The sequence below is a fragment of the Pseudomonas sp. MPB26 genome, from assembly GCF_046605355.1.
GTDB lineage: Bacteria > Pseudomonadota > Gammaproteobacteria > Pseudomonadales > Pseudomonadaceae > Aquipseudomonas > Aquipseudomonas cedrina.
The window spans coordinates 1,833,842-1,849,959 of the sequence record NZ_CP176793.1; the positions used below are offsets into that span (position 1 = coordinate 1,833,842).

General features: G+C 61.3%; 13 protein-coding genes. 11 read left to right on the forward strand and 2 right to left on the reverse strand.

All coding sequences use genetic code 11. The features are described 5' to 3' along the window. The first annotated feature begins 17 nt into the window (after positions 1-17). From ACLH0H_RS08415 to ACLH0H_RS08465, 11 genes are all read left to right on the forward strand, one after another. Positions 18-338 carry a DUF2388 domain-containing protein gene (locus ACLH0H_RS08415; RefSeq protein WP_076952251.1) on the forward strand — a complete coding sequence of 107 codons (321 nt, stop codon included), beginning with the start codon at positions 18-20 and terminating at the stop codon, positions 336-338. After that, positions 335-2,296 (forward strand): DUF4105 domain-containing protein, encoded by a 1,962-nt coding sequence (locus tag ACLH0H_RS08420; protein ID WP_411381679.1) that lies wholly within the window; start codon positions 335-337, stop codon positions 2,294-2,296. The genes ACLH0H_RS08415 and ACLH0H_RS08420 overlap by 4 nt, the downstream gene beginning before the upstream one ends. Before the next feature lie 314 nt (positions 2,297-2,610). Then, positions 2,611-3,918 (forward strand): CitMHS family transporter, encoded by a 1,308-nt coding sequence (locus tag ACLH0H_RS08425; RefSeq protein WP_076952249.1) that lies wholly within the window; start codon positions 2,611-2,613, stop codon positions 3,916-3,918. Positions 3,919-3,985: 67 nt separating this feature from the next. Next, entirely contained in the window at positions 3,986-4,753 is a 768-nt protein-coding gene (locus tag ACLH0H_RS08430; RefSeq protein ID WP_411381680.1) for a TerC family protein, read from the forward strand. A gap of 209 nt (positions 4,754-4,962) precedes the next feature. Next, entirely contained in the window at positions 4,963-6,621 is a 1,659-nt protein-coding gene (locus ACLH0H_RS08435) for a Na/Pi cotransporter family protein (protein ID WP_411381681.1), read from the forward strand. Between the two features lie 57 nt (positions 6,622-6,678). Further along, positions 6,679-8,061 carry a M16 family metallopeptidase gene (locus tag ACLH0H_RS08440; RefSeq protein ID WP_411381682.1) on the forward strand — a complete coding sequence of 461 codons (1,383 nt, stop codon included), beginning with the start codon at positions 6,679-6,681 and terminating at the stop codon, positions 8,059-8,061. A 72-nt stretch (positions 8,062-8,133) separates the two neighbouring features. Continuing rightward, the gene (locus ACLH0H_RS08445; protein WP_411381683.1) at positions 8,134-9,165 is read left to right on the forward strand and encodes a DUF5924 family protein; all 1,032 of its coding nucleotides are present in this window, start codon (positions 8,134-8,136) and stop codon (positions 9,163-9,165) included. Positions 9,166-9,219: 54 nt separating this feature from the next. After that, a complete protein-coding gene (locus ACLH0H_RS08450) occupies positions 9,220-10,368 on the forward strand; it encodes an MlaE family lipid ABC transporter permease subunit (RefSeq protein ID WP_411381684.1) in 1,149 nt (382 codons plus the stop codon). Beyond that, positions 10,365-11,168 (forward strand): ABC transporter ATP-binding protein, encoded by an 804-nt coding sequence (locus ACLH0H_RS08455; RefSeq protein ID WP_411381685.1) that lies wholly within the window; start codon positions 10,365-10,367, stop codon positions 11,166-11,168. Before ACLH0H_RS08450 ends, ACLH0H_RS08455 begins: the two co-directional genes overlap by 4 nt. A gap of 1 nt (position 11,169) precedes the next feature. Further along, positions 11,170-12,108 (forward strand): MlaD family protein, encoded by a 939-nt coding sequence (locus tag ACLH0H_RS08460; RefSeq protein ID WP_186685713.1) that lies wholly within the window; start codon positions 11,170-11,172, stop codon positions 12,106-12,108. Beyond that, the gene (locus tag ACLH0H_RS08465; protein WP_411381686.1) at positions 12,105-12,716 is read left to right on the forward strand and encodes an ABC-type transport auxiliary lipoprotein family protein; all 612 of its coding nucleotides are present in this window, start codon (positions 12,105-12,107) and stop codon (positions 12,714-12,716) included. Before ACLH0H_RS08460 ends, ACLH0H_RS08465 begins: the two co-directional genes overlap by 4 nt. Before the next feature lie 95 nt (positions 12,717-12,811). Here ACLH0H_RS08465 and ACLH0H_RS08470 read toward each other — a convergent pair whose 3' ends face one another. Both ACLH0H_RS08470 and gltP read right to left on the reverse strand, forming a co-directional pair. Then, positions 12,812-14,041 (reverse strand): nucleoside recognition domain-containing protein, encoded by a 1,230-nt coding sequence (locus tag ACLH0H_RS08470; protein ID WP_411381687.1) that lies wholly within the window; start codon positions 14,039-14,041, stop codon positions 12,812-12,814. A 98-nt stretch (positions 14,042-14,139) separates the two neighbouring features. Continuing rightward, positions 14,140-15,471, reverse strand: coding sequence for a glutamate/aspartate:proton symporter GltP (gene gltP / locus ACLH0H_RS08475; protein ID WP_411381688.1), 1,332 nt, complete (start codon positions 15,469-15,471; stop codon positions 14,140-14,142). Positions 15,472-16,118: the final 647 nt, after the last annotated feature.

A 16,118-nucleotide genomic window follows, 5' to 3' on the forward strand; every position in this document is an offset into this window, starting at 1 on the left:
GTATTTGGAGTTATTCCATGCGTAGCCCGCTGATCGCCGCCACCCTTGGCCTGCTGCTGTTGGCCGACGTTGCCCAGGCGCAAACCCTGGTGGCCACCAGTAACATCATTGTTCGCGCCTCTGGCCGCACCATTGATTTCACCTCCGACACCACCACCTCCATCCGTGACTCCAAAGTCGTGCGCGAAGCCCACGATGACGCCGCCAGTTTCGTTGCCACCAACGGTGATATCCGTGGCGCTCGGTTGGAAGCTGCCTTCGACACCCTGCGCACACGCCTGCCGGAAGCCCGCGATGCCAGTGACCAGACCCTCGCAGAAGCAATCCTCGCACTGTGAGGCGAATCGCCGCCTGGCTCCTGGCCGGGGCTGTTCTGCTATGTGCCGGCGCGGCCCAGGCCAGCCTGCAGCTGCAGCTCAAGACCGAAGGCTTGAGCCCGGCTGAACAGCAGGCCAGCCAGGCGTTGCTCGACGAGGCGCTACGCTCGTTGCCGCCGCGCTTTATCGAGCAGTTGGACAGGCGCATCGATGTCGGCTGGACCGACAAAATGCCCGGAAACGCCTATGGGCAAGCTTCACTGGTGTCCGAGCTGGACCTCAACCGCAACCTGCTTGCCAGCCTGACCGATGGCAGCGCCGCCACCCAGAAAACCAATCGCCCCCACGGCACCGTGCGCCGGGAAATGCTCGCCACCGTGCTGCATGAACTGACGCATATCTATGACCGTGCGCGCCTGTGGTCCAAAGAAGACCGCACGCTGATCAATCGCTGCAGCCGCCAGAACAACCTCACCGGCCTGATCGGTCTGCCTGATCAATGCCGTGGCCAGAACGGCCGACGCTTTACCCTCAGCGATGACCCGCGCCTGCTGGACCTTGCCGGCTGGCCGCAATACGTCGGTCGCCGCGGCGAAAGGGAACAGACCAACCATCAGGTCGCCCGTAGCCCGGACATTTACGAAACCACCAGCCCGCTTGAGTTCGTGGCGGTCAACATGGAGTACTTTCTCCTTGACCCGAGCTACGCCTGCCGCCGCCCAGCGCTATTTCGTTATTACAAGGAACACTTCGGCTGGGCCCCGCCTGAACAAGACACTTGCGCCAGCACCTACGCGTTCTTGAACGCGGGCAACGATTTCGCCAAGACCCCGCTGGGCCAGGTTGACCCGGAGCGCGTCTACGAAATCGACTATTTGCTGGCCGAAGCCAACCAGAACCTGGTCAGCCGCTGGGGCCACAGCATGTTGCGCCTGGTGATCTGCGCGCCGGGCCGGCCACGCGGGCCGGATTGCCGGCTGGATCTGGACCAGCACCTGGTGTTGTCCTACCGCGCTTTCGTCGGTGACGTACAGCTGTCGAGCTGGGATGGCCTGGTCGGCAAATACCCGTCGCGATTATTTGTACTGCCGCTGGCACAAGTGATCGACGAGTACACCAAGACTGAGCTGCGCGGCCTGGCCTCAGTCCCGTTGAAGCTGACCCGCCAGGAAATCAACGACACCGTCGAGCATGCCGCCGAAATGCACTGGAGCTACGACGGCAACTACTTCTTTATCTCCAACAACTGCGCGGTGGAGAGCCTGAAACTGTTACGCAGCGGCAGCGCCAATCCGCAACTGACCGGCCTGGATAACATCACCCCCAACGGTTTGCTTGAGGTTCTAAGCGCCCGCGGCCTGGCCGACACCAGCGTACTGGACGACAAACGCAGGGCATTGCGCCTGGGTTATCACTTCGACTCCTTTCGCGAACGCTACCAGGCCATGTTCGATGTACTGCGCAAATACCTGCCGATCAAGCAAACCCAGGTCGAAGACTGGCTGTCTCTTAGTGCGCAGGAGCGTCGCCAGTGGTTTGCCCAGGCGGACCTGCGTACCAGCGCCGCGCTGTTGTTGCTCGAACAGGCTAGTTTTCGCAAACAGTTGATGCTGGCCCAGGACGAGGTCAAGCAACGCTACCTCGGCGCCCGCGAGCTTAAAAACGGCGGCATGGAAAAAGCCAACGCCACGCTGCAGCAGATCCTCGCCAACAGCGGCTTCCTCAGCCGCCCGGCCGAACTGCTGGGCAGCGGTGGCTACGGCCTGCCGCAACCGTCGGAAGCAAAACGCCTGGAATCGGAAAGCGCCGAGCGCCAGAAGCAGTTGCAATCGCTGACCGGCGAGCTGGATAAAGAGGTGAGGGCGCTACTGGATCCTTCCCGCGCCGCCGAAATTGCCGCGTGCGAAGCCAACCTCAAGCAGATCGGTGAACACCTGCGCACACTGCACAAAGCCGCCGGTGGCCTCGAACTGCCCTGAAAACCAAAAAGTAGGCACCATCCCATGTGGGAGCAGGCAAGCCAGCTCCCACAGTGTTCAATGTCACCTGAAGACCGTGTGTCTGCCCTCCATCGTCTGTTTCCACCAGCGAAAGCTGGCTGAAAGCTTTCGCGACTAGGATCACCTCCAACTGCCGGCAACAGACCGGCTGTACACAACAACAATGGTGATTCCCGATGTCCGTCCGTACCCGCCTGTTTGCCCCGACTCCCCCCGTACGCCTCGTGCCTTTCGTTCTGCGCTGACCCACCCGGTTCGCCATTCCCTAGCCGCGCTACGCCTGGAGTATTCCTATGCTGACTTTCCTTGGCTTTGCCATGGTCATCACGTTCATGTTCCTGATCATGACCAAGCGCCTGTCCGCGCTGATCGCCCTGATCATCGTGCCGATCCTGTTCGCCTTGTTCGGTGGTTTCGCCCCGAAGATCGGCCCGATGATGCTCGAAGGCATCACCAAGCTCGCGCCCACCGGCGTAATGCTGATGTTCGCCATCCTCTATTTTGCTCTGATGATCGACTCCGGCCTGTTCGACCCGGCCGTGCGCAAGATCCTCAAGATGGTCAAGGGCGACCCGCTCAAGGTTTCAGTCGGTACTGCGGTGCTGGCCCTGGTGGTGTCCCTTGATGGTGACGGTGCCACCACCTACATGATCTGCGTAGCCGCCATGCTGCCGCTGTACCAGCGCATCGGCATGAGCCCACGGATCATGGCCGGCTTGATCATCCTTGCCGGCGGCGTGATGAACATGACGCCCTGGGGCGGCCCGACGGCCCGGGCGGCCAGTGCATTGCACGTGGACCCATCGGACATTTTCGTGCCGATGATCCCAGCCATGGCCGCCGGCGTCGTGGCGATCCTGGCGATCGCCTACATGTACGGCAAACGCGAACGGGCGCGCCTGGGTGAACTTCACCTGATCGGCGATGAAGTCGACCACAGCGAAATCAGCGTGTCGCAATTCCCCGACGCCCGTCGTCCAAAGCTGATCTGGTTCAACGGCGCGCTGACGCTGGCCCTGATGTGCACACTGATCGCCGGCCTGTTGCCGCTGCCAGTGCTGTTTATGGTGGCGTTCAGCATCGCGATGATCGTCAACTACCCCTGCCTGCAACAGCAGAAAGACCGCGTCGCCGCCCACGCCGGCAGCGTCCTGGCGGTAGTGGGATTGATCTTCGCCGCCGGTATTTTCACCGGTATCCTGTCGGGCACCGGCATGGTCGATGCCATGTCCAAGAGCCTGCTGGCGGTGATTCCAGAAGCAATGGGCCCGTACCTTGCGGTGATCACAGCACTGGTGAGCATGCCGTTTACCTTCTTCATGTCCAACGACGCGTTCTATTATGGCGTGCTGCCGGTACTCGCCGAAGCAGCGAGCCACTACGGCATCACCGCCGTGGAAATGGCCCGTGCCTCCATCGTTGGCCAGCCTGTGCACTTGCTCAGCCCGCTGGTACCTTCGACCTACCTGTTGGTGGCCCTGGCCGGCATCGAGTTTGGCGATCACCAGCGCTTCACCCTGAAGTGGGCAGTGCTGGTTTGCCTGTGCATAATGGTCGCCGCATTGCTGATGGGGATTTTTCCGCTGTTCAGCACTCTATAATCTTACCCACTCACCCACCGCGCGGCGCTGCAGCTTGCGCGGTTAACACTTGCTCAAAGGAATACACATGGAATGGCTGACCAATCCGGAAATCTGGATTGCCTTCTTCACCCTGACGGCGCTCGAGATCGTCCTGGGTATCGATAACATCATCATGATTTCGATCCTGGTCAGCCGCATGCCCAAGCACATGCAGGCGCGTACCCGGATCTTCGGCCTGGCGCTGGCCATGGTCACCCGTATCCTGTTGCTGCTGTCGATCACGTGGGTCATGCAACTGACCGCCGATCTGTTCGTGGTCTTCGGCCAGGGCATTTCGGGTCGAGACCTGATCCTGTTCTTCGGCGGCCTGTTCCTGCTGTGGAAAAGCTCCCAGGAGATGTACCACGCCCTGGAAGGTGAAGACGAAACCCACGACGAGCCGAAGGGCGCCGGTGGCAAGTTCATCTACACCATCATCCAGATCGCGATCATCGACATCGTGTTCTCCCTGGACTCGGTGATCACCGCGGTCGGCATGGTCTCTCATGTGCCGGTCATGGTCGCTGCAATCATCGTGGCCGTACTGGTGATGATGCTGGCCGCTGGCAAGATCAGCGAATTCATCGACAAGCACCCGTCGCTGAAGATGCTCGCGCTGTCGTTCCTGCTGGTCGTGGGTACCGTGCTGATCGCCGAATCCTTCGATGTGCACGTGCCAAAAGGCTACGTTTACTTCGCCATGGCGTTCTCGCTGGCGGTAGAGGCGGTGAACATCAAGATGCGCACCGCCATTGCGAAAAAAAGGAAACAGCAGGATCCAGTGAAACTGCGCAAGGACGTTCCGGGTCAATAAGCTGATCCGCTGCTGAAAAGGGGCGTTCGCGCCCCTTTTTTCATATCCGCAGAAAACCGCTTCATGACAGTTTTGTTTCAATCCCCACTTTAGCTATGCGATGCTGGCGCAGAGCCTTTTCGCCAACTACAGCTTAAGTACAAGACGTAGAGCGGCACGCGGCACTTTTTACTGCTCCTGTTGGAGCGCACCCACACGGGGGGCCGAGCATGCTGACCTTGCTCAATCTGCTTTCCGCCGTGACCCTGCTGATCTGGGGCACGCACATCGTCCGTACCGGCATCCTGCGGGTCTACGGCTCCAACTTGCGCCAAGTCATCGGGCAGAACATGTCCAAGCGCTGGCTGGCGTTTATCGCCGGTATCCTGGTGACCGCCATGGTGCAGAGCAGCAACGCCACGGCGATGCTGGTGACCTCGTTTGTCGGCCAGGGCCTGATGGGGCTGATGCCCGCCCTGGCAACCATGCTCGGCGCCGACGTCGGTACGGCACTGATGGCGCGGGTGCTGACGTTTGACCTGTCCTGGCTGTCGCCGCTGCTGATTTTTCTCGGGGTGATTTTCTTCCTGTCGCGCAAACAGACACGGGCAGGGCAGTTGGGTCGGGTGGCGATCGGCCTCGGGCTGATCATCCTCGCACTGCAATTGATCGTCGAGGCCGCCGGGCCCATCACCCATGCCCAAGGCGTGAAAGTGCTGTTTGGCTCATTGACCGGCGACATCCTGCTCGACGCCTTGGTCGGCGCCTTGTTCGCGATGATTTCCTACTCCAGCCTGGCCGCCGTCCTATTGACGGCCACCCTTGCCGGCGCCGGCGTCATCGGCCTGCACGTGGCCATTGGCCTGGTGATCGGCGCCAACATCGGCAGCGGCGTACTGGCTTTTCTCAGCACCAGCATGCAAAACGCCGCCGGGCGCCAGGTGGCCCTGGGTAGCCTGTTGTACAAATTGATCGGCCTGTTGCTGATCATTCCGGTGCTCGACCCGCTGGTGCTGTGGATGGACGATCTGGACTACAGCGCGCAGGGCATGGTCATTACCTTCCACTTGCTCTACAACGTCAGCCGCTGCCTGATCCTGCTGCCCACCATTGGCCCGATGTCACGCCTGTGCGCCTGGCTGCTGCCCGAGCGTGAAGAACTCAACGGCAAAGCCAAGCCACGTCACCTGGACCCAACCGCGCTCACCACACCCAGCCTGGCGCTGGCCAACGCTGCTCGCGAGACCCTGCGCCTGGGCGATCTGATCGACAACATGCTCACCGCCATGCAGGAAGTACTGCGCGGCCAACAAACCACCATCACCCAGCAAATGCGCAGCCTCAGCGACGATGTCGAAGCACTGTACAGCGCGATCAAGCTTTACCTGGCGCAAATGCCCCGTGAAGACCTCAGTGAACAGGACAGTCGCCGCTGGGCCGAAATCATCGAGCTGTCGATAAACCTGAAGCTGGCCGGCGACCTGATCGAACGCATGCTGCGCAAAGTCCAGCAGCAAAAAACCTCACAGCGCCGCCAGTTTTCCGAAGTCGGCCTGGAAGAACTCAGCGGCCTGCACAGCCAGTTGATCGCCAACCTGCGCCTGGGCCTGTCGGTGTTCCTCAGTGCCGACCCGCACAGCGCTCGCCAATTGCTGCGTGAAAAACGCCGCTTCCGCGCCCAGGAACGCCGCCTGGCCCATGCCCACGTCAGCCGGCTGCAGCGCAAGATCGTACAGAGCCTGGAGACCAGTTCCCTGCACCTGGAGCTGATTGCCGACATGAAACGCCTGAACTCGTTGTTTTGCAGCAGCGCCTATGTGGTGCTGGAAACGTCCGACACGGGCGCGCTGTCCGCCGACGATATTGTCGACATCACGCATTCGCCCTGAACGTACAGTGGCCCGTGAAGTCAGTTAAAGCTGACCTCACTCGCCAGGAAGCTTGTTATGCGTCGCCTGTTAGTTGCGTGCCTGCTCATGGGCGCCGCCCACGCCTTTGCCTTTGACCGCCTGCAAGTCGAGGGCTACTCCTTGCCCAACGGCCTGCAATTGCTGCTCAAACCGGGCACCGAGCGCGGGCACGTAGCGATCCGCCTGGTGGTGGGCGTAGGCCTGGATGACTTCGCCTGTGAAGATAAAGAGCTGCCGCACCTGCTGGAGCACTTGCTGTTCAGCGGCATCGACGGCGGCGGCGAAGGCGAGCTCGAGGACCGTATGCAAGCCTTGGGCGGCGAATGGAACGCCTACACCAGCAATGCCGACACCACCTTTGTGATCGAGGCGCCCGCGCAGAACCAGCGCAAGGTGCTCGACCTGCTCCTGGCGATCATCACCCGTACCGAACTGACCGACGCCAACATCAATGACGCCAAGCGCGTCGTCGAACGCGAAGATGGCGGCCATTACTCCCGCCTGCAGCGCCTGCTGGACCGCCAGGACCTGGGCCACACCGCCAGCAATCAACTGGCCGTCGAGCTCGGGCTCAAATGCGCCGAACGCGCCGGGGTCGATCATCTGACGCGCGACCAGTTGGAGGCCCTGCGCAAGAACTGGTATGCCCCCAATAACATGACGCTGATCGTCGTCGGCGATCTCGACAAACTGCTGCCCGCCTACCTGGAACGCACCTATGGCCAACTCGATCCGGTCGAGCCGAGCGAGCATCCCACGCTGCCGCAGATCCAGCACGCCGCTGCCGGCCACCGTGAACTGATCCATGGCGGGGTCGGCAACAGCGCCAAATTGCACTGGCTGTTTCCCGAGCCGGTACTGGATGGCGGGCATGATGAAACCTACGACCTGCTCAAGGACTACCTCGACTGGGCGCTGTACCGACAACTGCGCCTCAAGCGCGGTTTGTCCTACGGCCCTTGGAGCGAGCGTGAAGTGCTCGGTGGCGTCGGCTTCCTCAGCCTGAATGCCGACCTTGAGCGCGAAAACCTCGCCGACGCCGAACAAGTGCTCCAAGACCTCAAGGCGCACTTGCTCAAGGATGGCCTCGACCCGGCGGTATTCGCGCGCCTGCAACAAGCCGCCATCGCGCGACAGGCCTGGGCCGTGCAGGGCAACAGCGCCTTGGCCGACTACTACTGGAGCGCTTTGGGTGACTACAACAACGGTCACTTCAGCGATCCGGTCAAACGCATCAAGGCCGTGAGCCTGGACCAGACCAACCGCGCCATGCGCCAGCTATTCCAGCAACCCGGCTACTGGCGCATCGAGAAACCATTACTGAGCTACGATGCGCTCAGCTGGATCGGCGCCGGCGTGCTTGGGCTGATCATCATTGCGTTGATCGGCGTGCGGGGTTATCGCAAACGGATAGCGTAATGACGCACCGGACACCGAGCCAAGACGATATTCTGTCTGGGATTTCTCCTACCAAATACTGCGAACCGCCGAATGCAAACCCTGACCCGCTTGATCACCCGCATTCTTGAATTGATGAAGCGCTACCCCGGGGTGATCGCGCTCGGCGGTTTCATTTCCGGCGTGGGCAGTTTCATCCTGGTGGACCGCCAACAAGGCATGGCCAGTTGGATCGCGGTGATCATGCTGGTGAGCTGGCTGTGGTTGATGCTGGAAAACAGCTTTACCCAGCTGTTCACCAAGCTCTTCAAGCGCGAAATCCCTGAACCGCTGTTGCGCTACGCGACCCAGATGATCCACCAGGAAAGCCTGTTTTTCGTGCTGCCGTTCTTTTTCATCACCACCGCATGGAACAGCGGCCAGTCGGTTTTCACCGGCCTGCTCGGGGCGGCTGCACTGGTGTCGATCGTCGACCCGCTTTACTACAAGTGGCTGGCACCCAAACGCTCGCTGTTCCTCGCGCTGCACACCTTTACCTTGTTCGCCGCGCTGCTCACTGCGCTGCCGATCATCCTGCACCTGACCACCGCCGAGAGTTATAAACTGGCGCTCGGCGTGGCCATGGCGTTGTCGATTCCGAGCCTGGCCGTGAGCCTGCCGCTGCGCAGCGTCAAAGGCTGGGCAATGCTGCTGGGGGTCACGGCTGCCATCGGCTGCGCCGGCTGGTTACTGCGCAGTTGGGTGCCGCCGGCCACCTTGTGGATGACCGAAGTGGCGATCAGCACTCAACTGCAAGACCGCACGCCCGGCGATGACCTTAAGGAAGTCACCGCCGCCCAACTGCGCAGTGGCGGGCTGTACGCCTACACCGCGATCAACGCCCCGCGCGGCCTGGATGAGCGGATCTACCACGTGTGGAAATTCAATGGCAAAGAGGTCGACCGCATCGCCCTGGATATCCACGGCGGGCGCAAGGAGGGCTACCGCGCCTGGACCCACAAGCAGAATTTCCCGGCCGACTCGGTGGGACGCTGGCAAGTACGCGTGTTGACCGAAGACGGCCAGGTGATCGGCGTGCTGCGCTTCAAAGTGACGGACACAGCACAAACGGACAATCCAAAGTAGCCAGGATCGTGCTATTACGTAGCCATTGTGGATAGCCAAACAAGCTCGGAGCTTATGACCACCAGCACGACGGCCGGCGCCGCCCACCTCGATACGTCCACCACCCCGCCACAGCTGCGGATTACGGGGGACTGGACGCTTGCCCACTATGCCAGCCTGAAGAAGCTGTCAGACAAGCTCGACGGCCAATATGACGCCGGCGCGCGCATCGACCTCAACGGCCTCGGCACCCTGGATACCGCCGGCGCCTCGCTGCTGGTGGAGTTGCTGGGGCCGACCCGCATCGAGCAATCGGCCGAACAGACCGACTGCAGCCTGTCTGCGGCTGACCGCGCGTTGCTCAAGACCGTCTACCGCTCCCTGAATGACTTTTGCGTGCCGGATAAAGCGCCGGAAGAAGCCACCGGCATTCAGGTGCTGGCGCGCATCGGCCGGGCGGTGGACACCGTGTGGCAAGACAGCAAGCAACTGCTGGGTTTTATCGGCCTCATCATCGAAACGTTGGCCCGCGGACTGTTGCGGCCCAAGCGCTGGCGTATCACGCCAATGGTTGCGCATATCGAACAGACCGGCCTCGACGCCGCGCCCATCGTGGCCTTGCTCACTTTTTTGGTGGGCGCGGTGGTGGCATTTCTCGGCGCGACGGTGCTCGAGAGCTTTGGCGCCACCATCTTCACCGTGGACCTGGTGGCGTTCTCGTTTTTGCGCGAATTCGGCGTACTGCTCACCGCTATCCTGATGGCCGGCCGCACTGCCAGTGCCTTTACCGCGCAGATCGGCTCGATGAAGGCCAACGAAGAAATCGACGCCATCCGCACCCTGGGCCTGGACCCCATAGAGTTGCTGGTACTGCCCCGCGTGCTGGCGCTGCTCGTAGCGCTGCCGATGCTGACCTTCCTGGCGATGCTCTCGGGGATCATCGGCGGCGGCGTGGTGTGCGCCGTAGCCCTGGATATTTCGCCGGCGATGTTTCTGTCGCTGCTGCACTCGGACATCGGCGTGCAGCACTTCGTGGTGGGCATGATCAAGGCGCCGATCTTCGCCTTCCTGATCGCGGCCATCGGCTGCCTGGAAGGCTTCAAGGTCAGCGGCAGCGCCGAGTCGGTCGGCGCTCACACCACCTCCAGCGTGGTGCAATCGATTTTTGTGGTGATCGTGCTGGATGCGGTGGCCGCGTTGTTCTTCATGGAGATGGGCTGGTGAGTCGCCTGCACCGAGCGCCCGCCGAGGCGGTGATTGAAGTGCGCGGCCTGTGCAATCGCTTTGGTAGCCAAAGCGTGCACGAACAGCTGGACCTGGATTTATACAAGGGCGAGATCCTGGCCGTGGTCGGCGGGTCCGGCAGCGGCAAGTCGGTACTGCTGCGCAGCATTGTCGGCCTGCGCCGGCCCAGTGAAGGCCAAGTGCGGGTGTTCGGCAAGAACCTGCCAAACCTTTCGGAACAGCAACGCTCGCTGATTGAACGACGCTTCGGCGTGCTGTTCCAGAAGGGCGCGCTGTTTTCCTCGCTGACCGTGACCGAGAACGTCGCGCTGCCGTTGATCGAACACGCCGGCTTAAGCCGCCGCGACGCCGAGCACTTGGCCGCGGTCAAACTGGCCCTGGCCGGGTTGCCGCTGTCGGCGGCGGACAAATACCCGGCCTCGCTGTCCGGCGGCATGATCAAGCGCGCCGCCCTGGCCCGCGCCCTGGCCCTGGACCCGGACATCCTGTTCCTCGACGAACCCACCGCCGGCCTCGATCCGATTGGCGCGGCGCAGTTCGACCAGTTGATCCTGACCCTGCGCGATGCGCTGGGCCTGAGTGTGTTCCTGGTCACTCACGACCTGGACACGCTATACACCATCACCGACCGCGTGGCGGTGCTGGCGCAGAAGAAAGTGCTGGTGGCCGGCGCCATCGACCTCGTCTCGCAAACGGACGACGCGTGGGTTCACGAATACTTCCACGGCCCCCGTGGCCGCGCGGCATTGGATGCCGCTCAATCGCTCAACGAGGTATGACATGGAAACCCGAGCCCATCATGTGATGATCGGTCTGTTCAGCGTGATCGTAGTGGTCGGCGCGCTGCTGTTCGGCCTGTGGCTGGCCAAGTCCAGCGTCGACAGCGCCTTCCAGGACTACGAAGTGATCTTCAACGAGGCGGTCAGTGGCCTGTCCCAGGGCAGCGCCGTGCAGTACAGCGGAATCAAGGTGGGCGACGTCACCAGCCTGCGCCTGGACCCCAAGGACCCGCGCCGCGTGCTGGCACGCATCCGCCTGGCCGGCCAGACGCCGATCAAGGAGGACACCCAGGCCAAACTGGCCCTGACGGGCATCACCGGCACCTCGATCATCCAGCTCAGCGGCGGCACACCGCAAAGCGCCGAGCTCAAGGGCAAGGACGGCAACTTGCCGCAGATCATTGCCTCGCCTTCGCCCATCGCGCGCCTGCTGAACAATAGCAACGACCTGATGACCAGCGTCAACCTGCTGCTGCACAACGCCAACGATATGTTCTCGGCACAGAATGTGGAGCGCATCAGCAACACCCTGGACCATCTTGAGCAAACCACGGGGGCGATTGCCGACCAACGCGGCGATATCAAGGTGGTGATGCAACAGCTGATGCAGGTGAGCAAGCAGGCCAGCGCAGCCCTGGAACAGACCACGGTCCTGATGCGCAACGCCAATGGCTTGCTCAACGAACAAGGTAAACAGGCCTTCGGCAGCGCCGAGCAAGCCATGAAATCCCTTGAACACAGCACAGCCACTATCAATACGTTGCTGACCGACAACAAAAGCTCGGTAAACAGTGGCCTGCAAGGCCTCAACGAACTGGCGCCGGCCGTGCGCGAACTGCGCGAAACCCTCGGTTCGCTGCGCGCCATCTCCCGCCGCCTGGAAGCCAACCCCAGCGGTTACCTGCTGGGCAGCGACAAGAACAAGGAGTTCACGCCATGAAGCGTGCTTACCCAATGATTGCCCTCGCGGCCCTGGCGCTGGTCAGTGCGTGCTCGATCCTGCCCAAGGCCGATCCTTCGGATGTATACCGTTTGGCCGCGTCTCCGACCGCGACCCAAGGCACAGCCGTGGCCTGGTCGTTGCGCGTGACCAAGCCGCAGGCCAGCGAGTTCCTCGACAGCCCACGCATTGCCGTGGTGCCCAACGGTAATCTGATCAGCAGCTATGCCAACGCACGCTGGAGCGATCCGTCGCCGGTGCTGTTGCGCAATCGCCTGCTGGATGGCTTTCAGCGCGACGGGCGGGTGACGCTGTTGAGTACCGATGACACCAACCTGCAGTCCGATTATGAACTTGGCGGGCAACTGCAGGCGTTCCAGAGTGAGTACCACGGCAGTACGGTGGAGGTGGTGATTCGCCTGGACGCGCGATTGGTGCGCGGCAGTGACCAGCGAATCGTTGCCAGCCGGCGGTTTGAGGTTAGACAACCGGCGGAGGATACCAAGGTGCCGGCCGTTGTCGCCGGGTTTGGGTTGGCGGGGGATCAGTTAAACAGGCAGGTGGTGGATTGGGTGGTGGCGCAGGGCAACAGTGCAGCGAAACGCTGAGGGCCTCTTCGCGGGCAAGCCCGCTCCCACATTTTTTTGATCTGTGAATACAATCGAATGTGGGAGCTGGCTTGCCTGCGATAGCGATTTGAGCCTCAGCCAAAGAACCAGTAGCACACCGCAATCGCCGCCACGACACCGGCAAACTCCGCCAGCAACGCACAGCCCACCGCATGCCTGGCCCGTTGGATGCCCACCGAACCAAAGTACACCGCCAATACATAAAAGGTGGTTTCGGTACTGCCCTGGATGGTTGCCGCGACCAATGCAGGGAAACTGTCCACGCCTTGGGTCTGCATGGTCTCGATCAGCATCGCCCGCGCCGCGCTGCCTGAGAACGGCTTGACCATCGCGGTCGGCAAGGCATCGACAAAGCGCGTATCCATGCCGGTCCAGGCCACCAAGTGGCGAATGCCTTCGAGGCCGAACTCCAGCGCCCCGGAAGCGCGCAACACGCCCACGGCGCACAGCATCGCCACCAGATACGGCAGCAGGTTCTTGGCAACATCGAAGCCTTCCTTGGCGCCTTCGACAAACGCCTCGTACACCTTGACCTTGCGCAACGCACCGATCACCAGGAACAGCATGATCAAGCCGAACAGCGTGAGGTTGCCCAGGATCGATGACAAACCCGCCAGCGCCGTGACGGACAGCGTCGCCAGCAATGCCATGAAGCCGCCGAGTATCAGCGCACCGGGCACCAGGTACGCCAGCACCACGGGATCCCACAGCCGCAGGCGCTGCATCAGCGCCACCGAGAGCAGGCCCACCAGGGTCGAGGCGCTGGTCGCCAACAGGATCGGCAGGAATACCAGGGTTGGATCGGGAGCGCCTTGCTGCGCGCGATACATGAAAATCGTCACCGGCAGCAGCGTCAGCGACGACGCGTTGAGCACCAGGAACAGGATCTGCGCATTGGTGGCGGTATTGGGGATGGGGTTGAGTTCCTGCAGCGCCTTCATGGCTTTGAGCCCGATGGGCGTCGCGGCGTTATCCAGGCCCAGGCCGTTGGCGGCGAAGTTGAGGGTGATCAGGCCGATGGCCGGGTGGCCGGCGGGCACCTCGGGCATCAGGCGGCGGAACAGCGGCCCGAGAGCCTTGGCCAACCAATCGACGATCCCGGCTTTTTCGGCGATGCGCAAAAAGCCCAGCCATAAGGTGAGGGTGCCGAACAGCAGCACCATGACTTCCACCGACAACTTGGCCATGGCGAAGATGCTTTCCACCATCGCCGCGAATATGCCGGCGTTACCGCCGACCAGCCATTGCGCCAGTGCCGACACCATTGCCACGACAAAGAAGCCAAGCCACAGGCCATTGAGCATCAGTTGAATCCCCCGAAGAATGGGGCGAATGATAGCGGGGCTGGCAGAAACGACAAACCCTGGAATTGTCCGGGGTTTGTTTCAGCGCGATTGCACTGTCAGCTGCGGGTGGCTTGGGCGGTCGGTAAGGCTTCCTTGCTGCGCCAGTGCGGCAGGGAATTCCAGTAGCGCTCGCCCTTGACGTCGTCGTACATGCCTTCCCAGCGGGAGATGACCAATACGGCCAGGGCGTTGCCGATCACGTTGAGCGCCGTACGCGCCATGTCCATGATGCGGTCGACACCAGCGATAAATGCCAGGCCTTCCAGCGGAATGCCCACGCTGCCCAAGGTCGCCAGCAGCACCACGAAGGACACGCCCGGTACGCCGGCGATGCCTTTGGAGGTGACCATCAGGGTCAGTACCAGCATCAGTTGCTGGCCGATCGACAGGTCGATGCCATACAGCTGGGCGATGAAGATTGCCGCGATGCTCTGGTACAGGGTCGAACCGTCGAGGTTGAATGAGTAACCGGTCGGTACCACAAAGCTGCAGATCGCTTTCGGTGCGCCGTAGGCTTCCATCTTCTCGATAACGCGCGGCAGCACGGTTTCGGAGCTGGCGGTGGAGTAAGCCAGTACGAGCTCATCCTTGAAGATGCGCATCAGCCGGATCACCGAGAAGCCGAACAGGCGGGCGATCAGGCCAAGGACCACGAAGGCGAAGAACAGGATGGCGACGTAAACCAGAATCACCAGCTTGGCCAGCGGCAGCAACGATGCAAAGCCGAAGTTGGCAACGGTCACGGCGATCAGTGCAAATACGCCGATCGGAGCGTACTTCATGATCATGTGAGTAACTTTGAACATGCTCTCGGACACGCCCTGGAACATCGTCACCAGCGGCTCGCGCAACTCAGGCTTGAGGCTCGATAAACCAAGGCCGAACAACACGGAGAAAAAGATGATCGGCAGCATTTCGCCACGGGCAACGGCGGCGAAGATATTCGAAGGGATCAGGTTGAGGATGGTTTCGATGAACGCATGCTCGTGCTGCACTTCTGCGGCGGTCGCCTGGTACTTGGAGATGTCGACGGTACCCAGGGTACTCATGTCGATGCCGGCGCCGGGGTGGAACAGATTGGCCAGCAGCAGGCCGACGACGATGGCGATAGTGGTGACTATTTCGAAGTAAAGGATGGTTTTGACGCCGATGCGCCCGAGTTTCTTCGCGTCACCGACACCGGCAATGCCGACGATCAGCGAGGAAATGACTATCGGGATCACGATCATTTTGATCAGGCGGATAAAGATATCGCCCGCCGGCTGCAACACATTGCTGATCCACCAGGCCTTTTCAGCGCTGAAATGGTTGAGCACGGCACCGATTGCGATCCCCAGCACCAAACCGATGAGGATCTGCCAGGCGAGGCTTAGCTTTGCCTTCTTCATGTCATTACCCTTACTTCAAGTGAACTTAAGGCAGATGCACCAGCTGCAACGCCCGGGGGCGAAAAAGTGAGTGCATGTGCCTCCATGGAAGGTCACCGCAGCGTGGCCGAAATGGCTTACTGGCAGGCGAAAAAAGCCGCAACTATTGCCATGCAAGGGAGCGCCGTCTAATGCCGTAAACGCCTACCCTATGCCGAATCGGCATGGTCTTTTCTCATAATAACTGTCCGAACGGTCAGTTCAAATGTGACATTTTGTCCGACAAACATGCCGTGAACCTGCCAAACCCGGCTCGCTCAGAGAATCAGGACGTCCAGGTACGGTTGGTGAAAAAACCAGAAGATTGAGTCGCTTAGGGTCAGAAACGTCCGATGGCCGCCGACAAATTTTATCGATAGATGGTCGACCCGAAACACCAAGAAATGGTTGGCCACGAGCAGAAATGGAATTCCAACTAAGGCAGGCATAAAGAAAGCAGATTTGAAACAGCGGCATAAGCCCTCCGCAGGTTCGACAAGCAAGAACTTGTGAACCTGCGTCGCAGCTTTTCGCCTGACCCGGCCCTTGCGCAGGCACTCCCTGTACCCGTAGGTCACGCCGATCCCGTTTGATCAGAGCAACCCGGCCCCCTGGTCATGCACCGCCCT